The organism is Treponema sp. UBA7570, assembly GCA_002477955.1.
Lineage (GTDB): Bacteria > Spirochaetota > Spirochaetia > Treponematales > Treponemataceae > Treponema_D.
Genome location: DLLE01000020.1, coordinates 1,231 through 18,795, shown reverse-complemented (window position 1 = coordinate 18,795; position 17,565 = coordinate 1,231). Strand labels below are relative to the sequence as shown.

Sequence of the window (17,565 nt, the reverse complement as noted above, 5' to 3'; positions counted from 1 at the left end):
AATACAATAAAAAAGCCTTAAGATTTAACTTAAGGCTCAAAATTCTGGGGAGTGAAGGATTCGAACCTACGAAGCACTAGGCAGCAGATTTACAGTCTGTCCCCTTTGACCACTCGGGAAACTCCCCTTTAATAAAAAAAAAGCTGCCTGAAGGACTCGGACCCTCGACCCCGAGATTACAAATCACGTGCTCTACCAACTGAGCTAAGGCAGCATTTTTATTTTTTTTCGCTTGAGTTACTTAGTTACCCCTGCGATGTGTTTATATATTAGCAAACTGAAAAAAAACTGTCAATAGTCTTTTTATAATTTTTTTAAAAGTTTTTTAAATTTTTTTTGCAAAGTCCGGACGGAGCTTTTCTCCGCCGTTTATATAAACAGGTTTTATCTTTGAGTTTGAACCGAGATACGCAGTAACGAGGATGCGGATCATTTTTTCAGGGCTGCCTTCAATTTCTGGTTCCTGGCTGCAAAACAAAGGTACATTAGAAACGTCAATGCCGCAGTTTTCTCCGCGCCTCAACGCCGCGGCAGGATTCATTGCTGTTAAGTCATTTGTCGAAGTAAATTGAATAGAAACGATATTTTCTGGCAAAACCTTATTTTCTGAAAAAAGTTTTGAGCACATTTCGACGACATTTTTTGCAATTGATTCTTTAGTATTTTCGCAGCCAGTTGCGCCGCGAATTCCAAAAAGCCTTAATTTCTTGCTAAAAAACAAATTCATTTTTAATTATCCTTATACGTAGAAACAAACGGTGGTTCGTCTGTTTTTGCCTGCGTTTTTTTTATTTTAAATCATTCAGCGCTTTCAATACTTCTGACGCGCTTGCATTTGAAAGAAGCGAATTGAGTTCCGGATACTGCTTAAGCATTTCGCCGATTTTTGAAAGTTTTTTTACTGAATTTTCATTTTCGATGATTTTTTGAGCATGCTGTTTTGCGTATTCGGCCAGATTTGCATCAATTTCAGACTGAAGCTTTTTATAAGATTCTTTTGCCAGGTTATAGAGATTTAAGTCAGGGACAGAAGCCTTTTTTATAAGAATTTCATCGACTGTCACAGAATCATATTTGTTGTTCAGATTAAGATTTTCGATAATTTCCGGCACATTGTAAGAAGCGATCACTGTGTTTTCATTCATTTTTATAATGTACTGGCTCAATTCCTGTGAAATTTTTGCAGAAATTTTTTGAAGATATTCTTCAAGCGACTTTTGCCCTGTTAAATTCTGCGCAGCCACAAGTTTTATAAGATTTTCCGGTTTTACAGAAAGAAAAATTTCAAAGTCAAATGAATAGGAAAAATCAGGCTCGCCCTTAACAAGGCTTGAATAAATTTTTCCTGAAGGCAGTTCTCCTGAAAACGACTGCTCAAAGACACAGGATTTTTTTTCAAAAACATAAATTTCAGCGTTTTTTGGGATGACTTTTTCCCATCGCCAGCAAAATTTTTCATTTTCTATGATTTTTTGATACACGCCGGAAGTTTTTGACGTCATTACACCGTATTTCCCGACAGGAACCCTAAAACTTACAAAACCGAGATAAAAAACAAATCCCGCAAATAAAAGAATTATTATAAAGCTTATAAAACCCTTTTTCATACCAGCCCTTTTTCTGTATAATTTATTTTATAGATTAGAGATGATTTTATAACGAAACCAAAGCAGTTAGCAAGCATGGAAAAAGAACTGTCAGACAATAAAAAACTCCGAAAAGCTCAGCCGAAATGGAAAAATCTCAGATATTTTACAGTTTTCCGCAGATTGCCGCTGCTTCTTTCTCTTACGCGCCGCGCATTTATTTTTTTTAGCTGCGTCCTTGTTTCTCAGATTGTGCTCTTTTTTTCGGGAAATATTCAGAATTTTCTTGATGAGAATTTAAATCTCATTCTTTTTTCTATATGCTGCGCTTCAATCGGGACAGGATTTTTTGCCCTTGCAGCCTGCCTTGAGTGCATTTTTTACATTATTTCGACTAAAAAAATCTATTTTTATGTTCACCTTATAATTTTTATTGTATTTTTTATTCTGGCGGTTTTTATCTGCCTTGCTTCAAATTCGATAGAAATTCTTTCGGGCGGACTTGTGAAAAAGTGAGATTAAAATATGAAAAAAATTCAGATTCCCTATGAACTCAAAAAAATGAATTCGATTTTTAAAGAAGCTGGTTTTGAAGCGTTTTTAGTTGGTGGCGCTGTGCGCGACATTCTTCTTAACAAAAGCGCGAGCGACTGGGATTTGACGACAAATGCACATCCGCAAGATGTAATAAAACTTTTTCGTCACGTAATTCCGACAGGAATAAAGCATGGTACTGTAACAGTTCATTTTATGAAAAAAGAAATCGAAGTTACAACATACAGAGCCGACCAGGGATATTCTGACGGACGGCATCCTGACAAGGTGGTCTTTGCTGAGTCGATTGATGACGATTTGAGCCGCAGGGATTTTACAATGAACGCAATCGCGGCAAGCCTTGACGACGGACATTTGGTCGATCCGTTTGGCGGCCAGCTTGACATAAAAAACAGAACAATCAGAACAGTCGGAAATCCGCATGAACGCTTTATGGAAGACGGCCTGCGTCCTGTGCGGGCGCTTAGGTTTGCAAGCCAGCTGGATTTTTGCATAGAAACCTCTACATTTTTAGAAATTTCCAATTGCGAAGTTCAGAAAAAAATCAATTCAATTTCGATGGAACGTTTCCGCGACGAATTTTTGAAGATTTTAAAAAGTCCTCTTCCGTCTGTCGGCCTAAAACTTATGGAACAGACAGGAATTTTAAAGCTTTTTATTCCGGAGCTTGCAGAAGGCCGCGGTGTTACGCAGGCAGACGCGCGGGGGTTTCATCAGTTTGATGTTCTTGATCACAATATTTTTTCGTGCGATGGCGCTCCAAAAGACAATTATATTGTCAGAATTGCAGCCCTTTTTCATGATGTAGGAAAAGTAAGGGCAAGAACTGTAAGTTTTGAAGAAAATCCTGTGACGAAAGAAAAAATTGAAATAATTCATTTTTGGAAACACGAAATTTATTCGGCGGAAATTGCGGAAAAAGTCCTTGCAAGGTTAAAATTTTCAAATGCCGAAATCGAAAGAGTCTGCCACCTGATTCGCGAGCATATGTTTTATTATGAGCCGGAATGGAAAGATTCTTCTGTGCGCCGTTTTTTGGTTAGAGTGGGAAAAGGCTATCTTGACGACCTTTTTGAACTCAGGCTTGCCGACAACTATGGCAAAAATTGCGAAAAGGCAGAACCCGGCGACCCCGTAATTCAAAACATTCTTGAACTAAAAGAGCGGATTAAAAAAATCGAGGATGAACACTCGGCTTTGAGCTTGAAAGATCTAAAAGTGAACGGAAAAGACCTTATTGAAAGAGGAATTCAGCCTGGAAAAAAACTTGGCTTGATTTTAAATGAACTTTTCCAGGCCGTTCTTGATGATCCGTCAATGAACGACCGTGAAAAACTTCTGGCTGTTGCCGAAAAGCTCAACGAAAAGACGTCTATTTAGAAAATTTCCGGTAAGTTTCGGCGATTATCCTGATGCCTTCATCAACTTCATCCTCGTCTCCTGCGTAATTTATGCGAAGACATTTATTGAAGTGAGGATGTTCGCAGACTGGCGGAAGTCCGTGCTCTGTGTCGTCTCCAAAGAAAAAATACTCTCCCGGAACAACGATTACGCCTTTCTTTTTTAATTCAGAATAGAACTGCATTGTAGGAATTGAAAGCCCTTTTAAAAGCAGCCACTGAAAAATGGAGCCTTCGCTTTTGTGAACGGCATAGTCTGTTCCGGCAAAATATTTGTGGAAAGCCTGAGCTGCCTTTTTTGCCTTGTTTTCATAATACGGGCGGACAAAATTCTTTGCTTTTTCAACAAGGGCGCCTGTTTTTATGAGATTTTCTGCCAAAGCCTGTCCAAAAGACCCAGAAGCAAGGGCTGCGATTGCGTTCATGTTTCCGATTGCCGTTACGATTTCGGCAGGAGCGATTATAATTCCAGTACGAAGCGAAGGCAGGCCAATCTTGCTCAAACTCATGCTCAAAACAACATTGTCGTCATAATACGGGCTTGCATCGCTTGTAAAAATAATGTTCGGCCATGGAAGTCCGTATGCGTTGTCGATTATGAGCGGAATTGAATATTGCTTCGCAATTTTAGAAAGCCTGGTAATTTCAGAATCTGTAAGAACATTTCCTGAGGGATTTGTCGGCCGTGTTACGCAGATTGCTCCAACCTGAGAGTTTTTTTTCATATATTCTTCAAGAAGCTCAAAATTTACATGGTACTTAAAAGTATGATCGGCCTCTTCTTTCCATGTTGACGGAATTGAAACAAACATTTCTTTTTCGATTCCCTGATCCGCGTAACCGATATATTCCGGAGCAAGCGGAAATACAATTTTTTTTCTATTTTTAGAACCGTCAGAGCTGAAAGTTCCTGCCAAAAGGTTAAAAAGATAAAAACAGGCGCTCTGGCTTCCGTTGGAAATCGCAACATTTTCCGGTCCTATTTTCCAGCCGTAAGTTTTAGAAAGATATTCGGCGACTGTTTCGATAAAGGACATTCTTCCCTGAGGACTGTCATAAAGCCCGATAAGTTTTTCAAATTCATCGCCGTTGTTCATTATTTTTTGCATTTCCTGCCTGTACATTGCAGAAATTTCCGGAATCATAGCGGGATTTCCGCCGCCAAGCCTGTATGGTTTTACGTTTTTTGGAAGCGGCCTGCCTATGTCGTCCATCAATTGCAGTATTCCTGACTGGCTGCAAAGTTTTTTACCAAAATCACTGAAATTCATTTTTATTTCCATAAAAAAGTCAAGGTTAAAACTTCAGTTTTAGAATTGACTTTTTAAGTTGTTTCGCAACTAAAGTGAGAAACAAAAGATGATAAGAAAGTTTGCAACGCAAACTTTTAAAGATAAAAACAGACGCCATTTTCGGCTGTTTTTATCTTACATTCCTTTTTTTTTATTCTGCACAAAAATTATTGTGCTCCTACTTTTTGTTTTATTTTTTTTATTTCTAGTTTTTTCTGCGGGTTTTCAATTTTTACAATAAGCTTATCTTTTGAAAAATCCACAGTTATTTTCTTGTTTTCTGTAGCCTTTCCTTCCAAAATGAGTATCGAAAGCTGCTCTTCAATTTCGCTTTGGATAAGACGGCGCATTGGACGTGCTCCGAGGTTTGCATCGTAGCCGTGTTCTACAAGGTAGTTTCTGGCCTTTGGCTTTATCGTAAGCGTCAAATTTTTGTCAGAAAGCCGGGTTTCAAGCTCCTCAATCTGAAGATCGAGAATTTTCGAAATTTGCTCTTTGTTCAGCGCATCAAAAACAACAACATCGTCAACACGATTCAGAAGCTCAGGGCGCATAATTCGTTTTAATTCTTCAAGGGCGTTCGCCTTAATCTCGTTATATGGCAAAATTCCGTCTGGAGATGAATTAAATCCAAGCCTGTGCTCAGAATTTATCTGTCTAGCGCCTGCGTTTCCTGTCATAATAATAACCGTGTTTCTGAAATTTACCGTGTGTCCAAGATTGTCGCTCAGCTCTCCTTCTTCGAGAAGCTGCAGCAGAAGGTTAAAAATATCCGGATGAGCTTTTTCAATTTCGTCGAGAAGAACAACGCTGTACGGTTGACGCCGAACCTTTTCCGTTAAAATTCCACCTTCGTCAAAGCCGGCATATCCTGGAGGCGCTCCAACTAAACGGCTTGCATTGTGCTTTTCCATATAGTCCGACATATCGATTCTGATAAGCGCGTCTTTTGAGCCGAACAGAAATTCTGCCAAAGATTTTGCGAGCTGAGTTTTTCCGACGCCTGTAGGTCCAAGAAAAATGAATGAACCCAAAGGCCTGTCTGGAGAACTTACGCCTGCCCTGCTTCTGCGGATTGCAGAACTTAAGACTTTTATCGCTTCGTCCTGTCCGATTACATTTTTGTGAAGATGATCCTCCATTTTTAAAAGACGGCCGGCTTCGTTTGAGTCTAGCTGCTCAAGAGGAATTCCTGTTATCGAAGCAATTATTTTGCAAATGTCGTCAACAGCAACGTGTTTTTTTAGACCGCAGGAGTTGCTCTGCCAGAGCTCTGAAAATTCTTCTAGTTTAAGCCTTAAATTCTTTACTTTATCACGGACTTCCGCTGCCTTTTCGTAATTTTGTTTTGCGACAAGTTCTTTTTTTTCGGTAGACAATTCATCAATCGCCTTTTCAAGCTCAGCAAGTTCTACAGGCCTGCTTTCTCCTGAAATTTTTTTTGCGCTTCCGGCTTCATCAAGAATATCAATCGCCTTGTCCGGCAAAAATCTTTCAGGAATATAACGCTCGGAAAATTTTACAATTGCAGGAATTACGCCATCGTCATAAACAACGCCATGAAAATCTTCGTATTTTTGCTTTAATCCGTTCAGAATTTCAATCGTATCAGATACAGAAGGCTCATCAACTTTTACAATCTGAAACCTGCGCTCGAGGGCTGAATCTTTTTCAAAGTATTTGCGGTATTCTTTTGTCGTAGTTGCGCCGACAATTTGAATTTCGCCGCGGCTCAATGCCGGTTTTAAAATATTCGAAGCGTCCATTCCTCCTTCAGAACCGCCAGCGCCGATTATTGAATGAAGCTCGTCGATAAAAAGAATGATATTTCCATCCTCTTTTATTTCTTTCATGATTCTTTTCATTCTTTCCTCAAAATCACCGCGGAATTTAGTTCCAGCAACTACAGCGACCATATCCAAAGCCAAAAGCCGCTTTTTTATGAGATTGAAAGGAACTTCTCCTTTTGCAATTTTTGCAGCAAGACCTTCGATAACAGCAGTTTTTCCGACTCCAGGCTCTCCTACAAGGACAGGATTGTTTTTTGTGCGGCGGCTTAAAATCTGAACAAGCCTTTCAACTTCTTTTTTTCTTCCAACAACAGGATCAAGTTTATTTTCCCGCGACAGCTGCGTTAAATCCCGTGCAAATTCTGCAAGAAAAGAACCGTTTTTTTGACCGCGTTTTTGAGCGTTCTGGGCAGAACCGAAAGCAAACTGGGAAATTGTTTCTTTTTTTGCATCATCTACAAGACGCTGCAATGTGCTTCCCAGAGTGTCTCCGTTCATTTGTGCGCTTGAATGAAAATGAAACTGGACAACCCTTGCCGCTTCGCGAATATCGTTTATGTTAAGTTCAGCGCGTGCAAAAAAATTGCTGGCAACGCTGTTTTCTTCGCGAGATGACGCAATCATAAAATGCTCTGTTCCAATATAATCATTTCTAAGCGAATTTGATTCGAGGGCGGCAATGTCCATGACAGTACGGAGCCTGCGCGAAGGCGGAAGCTCTGAAAGACTTGCGGCGCCTGGACGAGGAACAACCGCCTGCTCAACCGCCAATTGCAATGTTAAGACGTTTATCCTCAAATCCTGAAGCATTATATATCCAAGTCCGTCGGCGGACTTTAAAAGCGCAAGAAGAATATGTTCAGGCATAAGCTCGCTTGAGCCGCATTTTCTGCCTTCTTCCTGGGCCGCAATAAAAACTTTTTGAAGTCGTGGAGAAATTCTTTTCATATTCATCATTTTATCAATTCCAATTTTTCAAATGTATCCTGAATAACCAGGGCTCGAAGCCGTTCTGTCTGTTTTTCTGTATTGTCAGAAATATCAGGCGGAAAGTTAAAATTTCCGCTCTTGAGCACAGTCTTTAAATGCGATTCCTGCACGCGATATATAAGCGGAGTTAAGGAAATATCATCAACTCCTTTTAACAGTCCGATGTCTTTTCCAAGCTTTATGTCGGAAATAATCATCAGGGCCTCTCTCAAATCAATCAAAAGCGAAAACTTTGCAACGGAAAATCCCTTTACGATTCTGTCGGTTATTTCCGTAGCCCGTTTTTTTATTATTGATTCGCGGCATTTTCGCTCAAGTTCGACAGTTTGCTTTAAAACAGCGGTAAAATTTATAAGCTGCTCAAGTTCGCTTCCAGTTCCAGCTTGATTTGAACTTAACTGATAAAAATTTCCAATTCCTGCTCCTGCCTTTACAAAAGAAGAAAAAGCAGGGCCTGCAATAACGCCCTTGGAAACAATTGACTCAAAAAACGGGCCTATTTCGCCCAAAAATGCCATTGCCGGCAGATGGACACGCGCAGAAAGTTTCATTCCGCTTCCGCAATCCTTTATATTTGCCGTAAGGTAGCCAAAATCGTAGCTAGCCGCAAACTGAAGGCTTTTTTGCAAAAGCTCATCAACTTCCAGACAATTTTTAAAAGCTGTATCGCAGTCAAGCCCCGAACAAAAGCAGCTTATGCGGACATGGTCTTCATCGTTAATCGTGCAGACAAGACCGGAATTTGCTTTTTTTCCGTTTATGCGCATTACAAGACCGCCGCCCGGAGAATTCAAGGTCGAAGGCTGAATAAGCCCCCTTTCAATCAAAAGTCCTGCGTTCAAAGGATCAATTCCTGCAACGGCAAGCGCCTGATACGAATCCGATTTTTCGCTTTTTAAAAACGCGTCAAAAATCAAAGTCTGGACACGAACCGAATCGTCAGACTTAAAATGACCGGGAAAAGGAAAATCAGCCAGATTTCTTGCCAAACGGACTCTTGTTGAACAGACAACGTCGGACAAAAGTCCTGGAATCGAATACCACTCTCCGCAACCAGAAACATTCTCAGAAATATTTTTCTCACTCATCGTCGTTTCCATTTACCGGGGATTTTTCCAGAGCCCTTAAATAATCGCGGTAGACAGCTGCTTTTTCGTAATCCTCGTTTTTGAGAGATTCTTCAAGTTTTCCCTGAAGCGCAATTCTGTCAGTTAAAACGGAACGGAAAGTAGCAAGCCTTTTTGGCATTCTTCCTGAATAAGAACCTTTTATGCCCTCTTTTCCTAGAAGCTCCCTGATTTCATTTTTAAAAATTGAATAACATTCAGGGCAGCCGGCTTTTTTTGACGACTTGATCAAGGCAAGCTTAGTGCCGCAGACAGGACAGGCTTTTTTGTCTGCTTCCGAAATCTGCCTGGAAATGCTGGTCAGTTCCTTGAATATCGAAGTTATGGATTTTGGATCGCCTGTAATTCCGGATTTTGCGGCACATTCACGGCAAAGGTTTATGTGCTTTTTTCCTCCGTCACCGTTCAATTCTATAAAAACTACGGCATCCTGCTTTTTACAAAAATCACAAATCATTAAAAATACACCAAAGCCTAAGTATAATTCAAAAATAAAAAAAAAGGAATTGCCTATATTTTCTTTAGACTTTCAATCGGTTTTTCCTGGCCTGCTTTTATTGCAGGAATTGCGCTTGCCAAAAGCGAAAGAACAAGAGTTCCGCAGGCAATTATTGTAATCTGGACTAAGGGAATTGAAAGCGGAATATTTTGGAGATAGAACGCAGGATCAAGGATGTGAAGACGCGAAACAGCCGAAACATCGTGCCCCGAAACAAGAAAAGCCGCTTTTTTTACAAAAGTAAGGATATTTTCAATCCAGCCAAGAATCAAATCAAAATTTACTGCGCATAGGAGCCCTGCAGGAATTCCTGCAAGAATTCCCATAAAACCCGTCGACATGCCTGTGATTAAAAAAGAAAAGGTTATGCCAGAAGGAGAAGCGCCAAGACTTTTTAGAATCGCAATTTCCTTTTTCCGTTCCATCACGAGCATGACAAGCGCGCTTGAAATATTTACCGAAGCAACAAGGACAATCAAAAGCATGATAAAAAGAAGCATAATCTGGGTTGATGAAAAATTTTCGTATTGAGAAGCATTTATCTCATCCCATCTGTAAACGCGCGTAAAAGCAGGAGCAAGATTTTCAATTTTTGAAGAAATTTTATCAAGCTCAATAGAAAAAGCATCTTTAGTTTCAATTCCAATCATCGTCTGGCTTGAGCGAAGCGGAAGAATCGAAAAACCTGTATTCAGAGGAATAAAAACCCACAGCGCGTCAAGTTCCTGATAGCCGCTCGAAACTATTGCTGAAATTCTGAATTTCGTGATTTTCGGAACAATTTTATTGGAAGGGAGAATTCTCGTCGTAATAAGCCTGAACTCATCCCCTGCGTGCAAATCAAGGCTTTCGGCAATTTTTTTTCCGATTACGGCATTTTTCCCTTCTTCAAGGCGAATATCCGGCGCTTTTTTTATTCCAGAAACACTCTCTACAATTTCAAAAAGCGCAGAAAAGGCGGTGTTTTTTGAAAAAATATCATTTTCGACTGCGCGGATTGCAGCTCCTGTCCGGATTTTTTTTCCGGCGGCAAGTCCAATTGACTGAATTTCTGGAAAGACATTTGTCACTCCGTCAATTTTGTTCATTTTTTCAGACAGTTTGATAAGGTTTTGAGGCGACTGGGATTCTTCAATGTCAGGATGAAGAATAACGCTTAAATGGGAGCTTGAAAGGCCGATCATCCTGCTGGTCATTCCCTTTATCATTCCGTTGGAAACTGTCAGAATCATGACAAGAGGAACAAGGCTTATTGCAATGCATAAAAACGCTCCTGTAAGGCTTCTGCGGGCATTTGACTTTTTGCCGGTTCTAGGAAAAAGCATTCTGTAAGCATATAAGATGGACGCGCTACTTTTCATTGAGCATTCCGTCCTTTATTGAATAAATTTTGTCGCCCTTTGAAGCCAGTGCCATGTCATGAGTTACAAGGACCAGTGTCTTTTTATATTTTTCCGCCATTGAAAAAAGCAGTTCTCCAATCATAACGGCATTTGCAGGATCAAGGTTTCCTGTAGGCTCGTCGGCAAGTATTAGCTTTGGATCGTTTATAAGGGCACGCGCAACTGCAACTCTCTGTCTCTCGCCGCCGGAAAGCTGGGAAGGAAGATGGGAAGCCCTTTCCAAAAGGCCGACGTCCGCAAGCAGCGATTTTGCCTTTTCTACAGCAACATTTTTTTTCATTCCTGCCATGTAAGCCGGCAAAAATACGTTTTCGAGAGCTGTAAAATCTTTTAAAAGATAATGGAACTGAAAAATCAGGCCGAGATAAGCTGAGCGGTATTCGGAAATGCGTTTTTCATCAAGAGAAGTAATTTCGTAAGGGCCGACCTTTACGCTTCCAGAAGTCGCTTTGTCCAGGCCGCCGACAATATTGAGAAATGTGCTTTTTCCGCTTCCGCTTTCCCCGATTATAACGACTTTAGAGCCTTCTTCTATCCGAAGGTCAAGATTTTTTAAAATCGTAAGGCTCTCGCTTTCTGTTTTATAAGTTTTTTCAAGTCCGTTTATTTCAACAGCAAAATTATTCATCTCTCATCACCTCAGAAACTGTAAGATTAAGAACTTCACGGCTTGCCTTTGCGCTTGCAAAAAGCGCCGAAAAAATGCCAAAAAGCGTAATAAAAAAGACCTCGCCTGCAAAAATTCTCGGAGGAATATTCGCATAAATCATGTACATAGGATTTTCCCTCAAAAAAATGGCGTTTTCCGGCGAAAAAAGATTGAGAAAAAACAGCTGAATGCAGTATACGATTTTAGACATAATAATAAAGATCCCGGACATTTTTACGCTCAGAAGAAGCCCGAGCACAAGTCCGGGAACCGCTCCCTTTAAGCCTGTCAAAAATCCCTGCATGATAAAAATTGCCTGAATTGTATTTTTTTGACCGCCAAATGCCATTAAAACTGAAATTTCCTCCCGCCTTTCAAAGACGCGGCGTCTCATTCCGTTGAAAATATTAACTGCAACGACAACAAAAATTATCAGGACAAGAAGAAAAATCATATTTTTTTCGATTTTTAGAGTTCCAAAGAACGAGCGGTTAAATTCTTTCCAGGATTCGCATTTTGCTCCGGCAAATTTTTCTTCAATCTGACTGGAAATTTTTGAATCAAGGCTGGTATTAAAAAGTTTAATTCCGTATAAAAGCTCAGAATCTTTTCCAAAATATTTAATTCCGTCTTCAATGTTTACGAAAGCATAAGAAGCGTTTATGTCTGCATAGCCGCAACGAAAAATCCCTTTTACGGTAAAAACCCGCTCGGAAGAAATAAGGCTTACATCGCTTCCGCCAGAAAGCGCAAAAAGCTCAACTGTATTTCCTGGGCGAACGCCAAGCCTTCTGGCGAGCTCAGAGCCAAGCACAATAGAGCCGCTTTCCGACAAGTCAAATTTTCCGCTCCACATTTTTGCCTCTTTCTTAAAACCCGTATCAATTTCCGGCAAATTTGAAGGAACTGCGCGGATAAGGGCCGCCGACTGATTTCCGTTTTTTCCGGTCATAAGAGATTGCGCTTCCATAAAAGCAGAAACTGAACGAATTTCTGGAGATTTCTGACAGTCCATCATAAAATCCACAGAAGAATTTTCATCAATGTTTTTAACACGGATATGGTAAGAGCTGATTTCCATAATTGAATCGATAAAACTCATCTGAAAGCCGTTCATGACAGAAATTACGGTGATTAAGGTCATCACACCGAAGCAAATTCCAAGAGAAGCAAGTACCGAATTGACTTTTGAGCTTCCCTTTCTGTCAACAAGGCTGAATCTTCTCGAAACAAACAATACCCACCTTAAAGAATTGAAAAAATTAGCGGCTTTATTTTTTATTTTCATTTTTTAATCTCCGCAGCGCTCTGCCGTCAAGGTAAGTTGTTTCAGAAATTTTTTCTCCGGTTATGTATTTTTCCACGACAGAAAAACCTCCGTCAAAGAAAAAAGTTTTTGTAAAATCAGTTGAATTCTCGTAAACCGTCTGAATCCGCAGTTTTCCGTCTTCGTAAAAATAAGTGTCCGGAGTCTGCTCAAAAACATATTCAAAACGTGTAATATGCTCTTTTTTTTCTGTTTTTTTGTTTTTCGAAGGAAAATATTCAGTTAAAATAATTTTTTTAATCCGGCCTTTTTCGTCATATTCCCATTTTTTATCGCTGTCTTTTACGCAAACGCTTTTTGTTTCTGGATTTTCTTCTTCAAGGTGAATTTTTGTTTCGACCTCTATTTTTCCGTCATCCCTATAGGTTTTTAAAACCCTTGTCTTTTTTGAAAAATTTTCGGCTTCGGTTTTAAGAAGCTTTCCGTCGTCAGAATAAAAATAATTTGTCTCGGAATCAGCTGAGAATTTTTCAAAGTTTTGCGGCGAACTGAAAGTTTCTTTTTTTACAAGATGAAAATTTGAATCAAAAGTGCGCCTGACCGCAGTTTTTTCATCGGCATTCAGAAGAACTGTAAATCCATCTTTTTCAAAAATGCTTGTTTTTTCGTTTCCATAAGATGCTTTTCTCAATTTTCCGTCATGAAGGCGGTTTAAAACAGCTTCAGTTTCGGCATTTTTTTTCTCGCCGCCGCTTTTTCCGTCAAGAACCGAAAGCAAATCAAAATTTTCCGAAGCGCCGTCTCCGGCTTCCTCTTCATCTTCAAATTTTTTTATTGCCTGAGAACTTATTTCGCCGGCCTTTTCTGGAAAAAAGACTTCGTAAAGATAAGAAAAAGTTGAATTTTTCCAGACCGGAAGAAGCAAAAACTGAACGGACTGCCTTGAAATCTCAAAAATTTCGCCGTCAGCCTGCTGCAAAATAACGTTTTTTGCAATTTCAAAAAGGAAAGTTCTAAATTCCTCGTTTAACTCAAGTTCGTCCTGTTTTTTTTGCGCATCTTTTTTGTCAAAACCGGAATTTTCTGTCTTTTCGTTTTGCGCAGGCAAAAAATCTTGCTCAGCGGACAGAGGAAAATGAGAAAAGATCAAATAAAAGTTCAATATGACGGCAAAAAAATACTTCATTTAGCGGCCGAGAAATTCCTTGATATAAGATTTTTTTTCAAAAGGATGAATATCGGAATATTTTTCTCCTGTGCAGACAAACCAGACAGGAATATTAAGCTCTTTTCCGATTGCAAAAATCATTCCGCCTTTTGCAGTTGAATCGTATTTTGTGATTATGACAGCATCAACCCCGACAGCGTCATTGAATACTTCAGCCTGGCGAACGGCATTTTGCCCTGTGGTTCCGTCAATTACGAGAATCTTTTTGCAGCAGCCTTCGTCGGCTTTCTGGCATGCGATTCTGTCGATTTTCTGCAATTCCCGGACAAGATTTTCTTTGTTGTGAAGGCGTCCGGCCGTATCCGCAAGCACAACGGCTCCTCCGCTAGACCGTGCTGCTTGAGCCGCGTCAAAGACAACGGCAGAGGGATCGCTTCCGTGCTGATGCGAAACAACCCGAATTCCAAGTTTTTGGCCGTGCATTTCCAGCTGCTCTTCTGCGGCGGCGCGGAAAGTATCTGCGGCGGCTAAAATCACTTTTTTGCCGTTATTTTTTAGAAAGCCTGCAAGTTTCGCGGCTGTCGTTGTTTTTCCAACTCCGTTTACGCCCAAAAGCATAAAAATGCTGGTTTTTGAGTCGTCAATTTCAAAATCGGCGCGGTTTACAAAACCGCAAAGCATTCTTTCAAGCTCGTCCAAAATGGCATTCTGCTCATAAATTTTATTTTGGCGGCAAAATTTTTCCAGACTGCCAGTAAGCTCAAATGCGAGTTTTGCGCCAATATCGCCCTCGACAAGCAAATCCGTAAGCTCCTCAAAAAAATCCTCATCAATTTTGCCCTTGGAAAAAAGCCCTTTTAATTTTTGCGCAAACGTAATTTTTGACATTTTTCGACTCCAATATAATTATAAATAATTTTTACTTTTTTTGAACTGCGCGCGCAGGAAGAACTTCATTCGCCGCAAAAAGATAGCGAACCATTTCAAAAGCAAACCATGCGCCTGCCGTGCACGAAACTCCGATAGAATAGTACGAATATTTCTGCCATTTTTCTACTTCGTCAAAATTCGCCCGGCCGGCTGCATAAGAATTATTCACCGCCGTAAAATTTCCGACCGTAAAAAAAGTTGGAACTAAAGAACAGATTAAGACCGAATACGCCGTGTACATCCGCCGCCTTTGCCGGTCGATATGCTTTTCCCTGTCATAAGGTTTTGCGTTTACAGAAAGAGTATTTCCGTCCTGAGCGAGTTTTTCTGAAATATAGATGAATGCGCTTTCTCCCTCCGAATTTTCAAAAATTCCCAAAACCGGGCGTCCGTTCACAGTCGATGAGGCAAAACGGTTCTCTTCATCGACAGGAGAAGAATCGAGCGCGTTAAAGTAAAAAACGCCTTTTGCCATTTTTTTTAGGCAAAGCTCAAGGTTTCCCATTGCAAGAGGCCTTAAAGTCGTTTTTACAGTAAAAAAATCTTCGCCGGCAAAAGCGTAATTTACGGTCTGCTTTTCAAAACCGTTTGCGGAAACAGTAATTGAATGAACTCCAGCGTTTACAATAACCTCCTCCTTTGAAGGAACAATTACTCCGTCAACGCTGACAATTCCGCTCTTTGCAGCCTGTTCAGGTTCAATTTCAATTTTTATTTTTACAGGAACTGAATTTGCAATTTCCGGCATTAAATTTCGCGCAATGTTCTGAGAAATCAAAACAAGGTCGTTTGCATTTCCAACTTCAGTAATTTCTGAAGAAGAATCTGCTCCAGGAAAAAAATAAAGTTTTACCGAAACAGAAACATATTCACCGTAAAGCGCGATTTTTCCAGTAAGAAGCGCATTGATTTTTGCGGCAGAAATTTCGCTGTTAAAGGAAAAGCTTTTTTCTCCAAATTCCATGGCTTTTTCCGAAGGAGAGAAAAGCGAAGACGGATCATTTTTATAAAGAACAACAGTTTCATTTATTTTTTTAGCCTCGCCGTCCTTTTTTTTCATAAAAGCAAAAGGAAGCTTTCCGAAAAAATTGTCATCGCGCTTTTTTTCATCAAAAATTTCACCATTTTCCAATGCAATCTGGCGTGAATATTTTTCTTTTGTTTTTTGCACGGCCGAAAGATTTTCGTCAATTTTCTTTTCAATCTCTGAAATTTTTTCTTCTTCTTCCCGAATCGCTTTTTTTAATTCCCGCGGGGTTGTCTTTGCAAGAACCAGAGAATCGCGGGTTTTGTTTTCTTTTGAGAGCTGCAAAAAAAGGGAAAGCCGTTCCGTCTGAAGAGCGTAAAGCTCGCGGTCAAGCTGTTCCTGGGAAGAAACGGAGCGGATTGAATTTTCAGCAATCTGCTCAAGAATCAGCTGCGGCAAGACCGAAGCAATCTTTGCATTCGAAGAATTTTCAACTCCTTTTTGAGAAAAGGTGAACTTCTGCCCTGCCAAAACCCAATCATCCGCAAAAGCAAAAAACGGGCAGCAAAAAACGAGAATAAAAACTGAATTTTTAAAAAACTTTATGAGCTTATCCACGGCAAAATCCACGGCATGAACCTGAAAAAAGCGCAGTTCCTACATATTTTCGTCAGAATCGTCAGTGCCAGCCGGAAGACCTTTCCATTGAGCCTGCAAAAACGCGTCGATAAACTGGTCAATATCACCGTCCATTACAGACTGAATATTTCCACATTCGTATTTTGTGCGGTGATCTTTTACCATTGTGTACGGCTGGAAAACATAAGTGCGGATCTGATTTCCCCAGGAAATGTCTTTTTTTTCTGCGCCGAATTTGGCATTTTCTTTTTCTTTCTGCTCTTTGTAATATTGATAGAGTTTTGCCTTCAAAATGCTCATTGCCGTTGCGCGGTTCATAAGCTGAGAGCGTTCAGAATCGCATGTTACGACAATACCTGTTGGAATGTGCGTGAAGCGGACTGCAGAATCTGTTTTGTTTACGTGCTGGCCGCCTTTTCCTCCGGAGCGGTATGTGTCAACGCGCAAATCTTCCGGACGAATATCAACCTTAATCGTATCATCGAGAATCGGGAAAATAAAAACTGAGCTGAACGAAGTGTGCCTTCTTGCATTTGCATCAAACGGAGAAATGCGGATAAGACGGTGTACACCAGCTTCGCCTTTTAATTTTCCATAAACGTAGTCGCCGGTAATCTGAATTGTAGTCGATTTTATTCCGCCTTCATCTTCCTGAAGATCGACAGTTTCCATTTTAAAACCGTTGCGTTCCGCCCACCGAATATACATCCGGCTAAGCATATAAGCCCAGTCGCAGGCTTCTGTTCCGCCCGCTCCTGAGTGAATAGTCAAGAAGCAGCCGTTTTTGTCTACTTCGCCGGAAAGAAGGTTTAAAATCGAAAGCTCCTCAAATTTTTTCTGGGCAGATTCAAGAAGAGGCTTTAATTCTTCTTCGACACTCTGATCTTTTTCTTCAATTCCAAGGTCGTAAAGAGTCTCAAGCTCTTCTGCCTGTGCAATAAGCTCACGCCAAGGCTCGACACGGCCTTTTAAGTATTTTAGCTCGTTCATGGTGCGCTGCGCGTTTTCGGTATCGTTCCAAAAACCAGGAGCGGCGGTCATGGCTTCGGTGTCTTTTATTTTTTTATCGATCGCAGCGTGGTCAAAGACGCCCCCAGACACTGTCAATGTCATTTTTAAGCTTGTCTATAGGTTCCTTTAATTCTTCAAGCATTTTAATCTCCAAAAGCAGTTCAATTTTTTCCAGACAAAACTGCCCAAAATACATAACTTAATAGAAAATTTAACTTTTAAAGAATAAACAAAAGGCTTTTTCTTGTCAAACTGGCTTCAATGATGAATCCAAATTCAATTCAAAAAACGT

General features: G+C 40.3%; 15 protein-coding genes and 2 tRNA genes. 2 read left to right on the top strand and 15 right to left on the bottom strand.

The features are described 5' to 3' along the window. Positions 1–45: 45 nt before the first annotated feature. The 4 genes from B4N75_RS01930 to B4N75_RS01915 form a co-directional block, all read right to left on the bottom strand. Positions 46–127: transfer RNA gene (locus B4N75_RS01930), tRNA-Tyr, on the bottom strand. Between the two features lie 14 nt (positions 128–141). Next, positions 142–214, bottom strand: a tRNA-Thr gene (locus B4N75_RS01925). Between the two features lie 111 nt (positions 215–325). Next, positions 326–727, bottom strand: coding sequence for a chorismate mutase (aroH, locus tag B4N75_RS01920; protein ID WP_296706472.1), 402 nt, complete (start codon positions 725–727; stop codon positions 326–328). Positions 728–788: 61 nt separating this feature from the next. Continuing rightward, positions 789–1,607 (bottom strand): hypothetical protein, encoded by an 819-nt coding sequence (locus B4N75_RS01915; protein ID WP_296668629.1) that lies wholly within the window; start codon positions 1,605–1,607, stop codon positions 789–791. A 75-nt stretch (positions 1,608–1,682) separates the two neighbouring features. Here B4N75_RS01915 and B4N75_RS01910 point away from each other — a divergent pair, with 75 nt between their 5' ends. Together B4N75_RS01910 and B4N75_RS01905 are read left to right on the top strand one after the other, a co-directional pair. Then, positions 1,683–2,102: a hypothetical protein gene (locus B4N75_RS01910; protein ID WP_296668627.1), complete on the top strand. Its 420-nt coding sequence runs from the start codon at positions 1,683–1,685 to the stop codon at positions 2,100–2,102. Between the two features lie 9 nt (positions 2,103–2,111). Further along, complete coding sequence (locus tag B4N75_RS01905; protein WP_296668625.1) at positions 2,112–3,521, top strand: CCA tRNA nucleotidyltransferase; 1,410 nt, start codon at positions 2,112–2,114, stop codon at positions 3,519–3,521. On the opposite strand, the gene B4N75_RS01900 is transcribed toward B4N75_RS01905, so the two are convergent. From B4N75_RS01900 to prfB, 11 genes are all read right to left on the bottom strand, one after another. Then, on the bottom strand, positions 3,514–4,812 hold the full coding sequence (locus tag B4N75_RS01900) for a valine--pyruvate transaminase (protein WP_296022590.1): 1,299 nt from the start codon (positions 4,810–4,812) through the stop codon (positions 3,514–3,516). The genes B4N75_RS01905 and B4N75_RS01900 overlap by 8 nt on opposite strands. A 188-nt stretch (positions 4,813–5,000) precedes the next feature. Further along, positions 5,001–7,580: an ATP-dependent Clp protease ATP-binding subunit gene (locus tag B4N75_RS01895; protein WP_296706469.1), complete on the bottom strand. Its 2,580-nt coding sequence runs from the start codon at positions 7,578–7,580 to the stop codon at positions 5,001–5,003. Continuing rightward, a complete protein-coding gene (locus tag B4N75_RS01890) occupies positions 7,577–8,701 on the bottom strand; it encodes a hypothetical protein (RefSeq protein ID WP_296668622.1) in 1,125 nt (374 codons plus the stop codon). Before B4N75_RS01890 ends, B4N75_RS01895 begins: the two co-directional genes overlap by 4 nt. Beyond that, positions 8,694–9,197: a UvrB/UvrC motif-containing protein gene (locus B4N75_RS01885; protein WP_296022588.1), complete on the bottom strand. Its 504-nt coding sequence runs from the start codon at positions 9,195–9,197 to the stop codon at positions 8,694–8,696. Before B4N75_RS01885 ends, B4N75_RS01890 begins: the two co-directional genes overlap by 8 nt. Before the next feature lie 53 nt (positions 9,198–9,250). Continuing rightward, the gene (locus B4N75_RS01880) at positions 9,251–10,564 is read right to left on the bottom strand and encodes an ABC transporter permease (protein ID WP_296022587.1); all 1,314 of its coding nucleotides are present in this window, start codon (positions 10,562–10,564) and stop codon (positions 9,251–9,253) included. A 25-nt stretch (positions 10,565–10,589) separates the two neighbouring features. Next, a complete protein-coding gene (locus B4N75_RS01875; RefSeq protein WP_296668617.1) occupies positions 10,590–11,270 on the bottom strand; it encodes an ABC transporter ATP-binding protein in 681 nt (226 codons plus the stop codon). Then, the gene (locus B4N75_RS01870; protein ID WP_296022585.1) at positions 11,263–12,579 is read right to left on the bottom strand and encodes an ABC transporter permease; all 1,317 of its coding nucleotides are present in this window, start codon (positions 12,577–12,579) and stop codon (positions 11,263–11,265) included. The genes B4N75_RS01875 and B4N75_RS01870 overlap by 8 nt, the downstream gene beginning before the upstream one ends. After that, positions 12,563–13,666: a hypothetical protein gene (locus B4N75_RS01865; protein ID WP_296668613.1), complete on the bottom strand. Its 1,104-nt coding sequence runs from the start codon at positions 13,664–13,666 to the stop codon at positions 12,563–12,565. The genes B4N75_RS01870 and B4N75_RS01865 overlap by 17 nt, the downstream gene beginning before the upstream one ends. Positions 13,667–13,744: 78 nt before the next feature. Further along, the gene (gene ftsY / locus B4N75_RS01860; RefSeq protein WP_296668611.1) at positions 13,745–14,614 is read right to left on the bottom strand and encodes a signal recognition particle-docking protein FtsY; all 870 of its coding nucleotides are present in this window, start codon (positions 14,612–14,614) and stop codon (positions 13,745–13,747) included. A gap of 31 nt (positions 14,615–14,645) precedes the next feature. Continuing rightward, positions 14,646–16,241 (bottom strand): hypothetical protein, encoded by a 1,596-nt coding sequence (locus B4N75_RS01855; RefSeq protein WP_296706466.1) that lies wholly within the window; start codon positions 16,239–16,241, stop codon positions 14,646–14,648. A gap of 39 nt (positions 16,242–16,280) precedes the next feature. Then, a protein-coding gene (prfB, locus tag B4N75_RS01850) for a peptide chain release factor 2 (RefSeq protein ID WP_296668607.1) occupies positions 16,281–17,415 on the bottom strand; the annotation gives its coding sequence in 2 pieces (ribosomal slippage) (positions 16,281–17,345 and positions 17,347–17,415; 1,134 coding nt in all). Positions 17,416–17,565: the final 150 nt, after the last annotated feature.

Bases quoted from the DNA above. Each gene is read 5' to 3' on its own strand.
- aroH (WP_296706472.1), bottom strand. From the start codon at position 727: ATGAATTTGTTTTTTAGCAAGAAATTAAGGCTTTTTGGAATTCGCGGC.
- B4N75_RS01915 (WP_296668629.1), bottom strand. From the start codon at position 1,607: ATGAAAAAGGGTTTTATAAGCTTTATAATAATTCTTTTATTTGCGGGA.
- B4N75_RS01910 (WP_296668627.1), top strand. From the start codon at position 1,683: ATGGAAAAAGAACTGTCAGACAATAAAAAACTCCGAAAAGCTCAGCCG.
- B4N75_RS01905 (WP_296668625.1), top strand. From the start codon at position 2,112: ATGAAAAAAATTCAGATTCCCTATGAACTCAAAAAAATGAATTCGATT.
- B4N75_RS01900 (WP_296022590.1), bottom strand. From the start codon at position 4,812: ATGAATTTCAGTGATTTTGGTAAAAAACTTTGCAGCCAGTCAGGAATA.
- B4N75_RS01895 (WP_296706469.1), bottom strand. From the start codon at position 7,580: ATGATGAATATGAAAAGAATTTCTCCACGACTTCAAAAAGTTTTTATT.
- B4N75_RS01890 (WP_296668622.1), bottom strand. From the start codon at position 8,701: ATGAGTGAGAAAAATATTTCTGAGAATGTTTCTGGTTGCGGAGAGTGG.
- B4N75_RS01885 (WP_296022588.1), bottom strand. From the start codon at position 9,197: ATGATTTGTGATTTTTGTAAAAAGCAGGATGCCGTAGTTTTTATAGAA.
- B4N75_RS01880 (WP_296022587.1), bottom strand. From the start codon at position 10,564: ATGCTTTTTCCTAGAACCGGCAAAAAGTCAAATGCCCGCAGAAGCCTT.
- B4N75_RS01875 (WP_296668617.1), bottom strand. From the start codon at position 11,270: ATGAATAATTTTGCTGTTGAAATAAACGGACTTGAAAAAACTTATAAA.
- B4N75_RS01870 (WP_296022585.1), bottom strand. From the start codon at position 12,579: ATGAAAATAAAAAATAAAGCCGCTAATTTTTTCAATTCTTTAAGGTGG.
- ftsY (WP_296668611.1), bottom strand. From the start codon at position 14,614: ATGTCAAAAATTACGTTTGCGCAAAAATTAAAAGGGCTTTTTTCCAAG.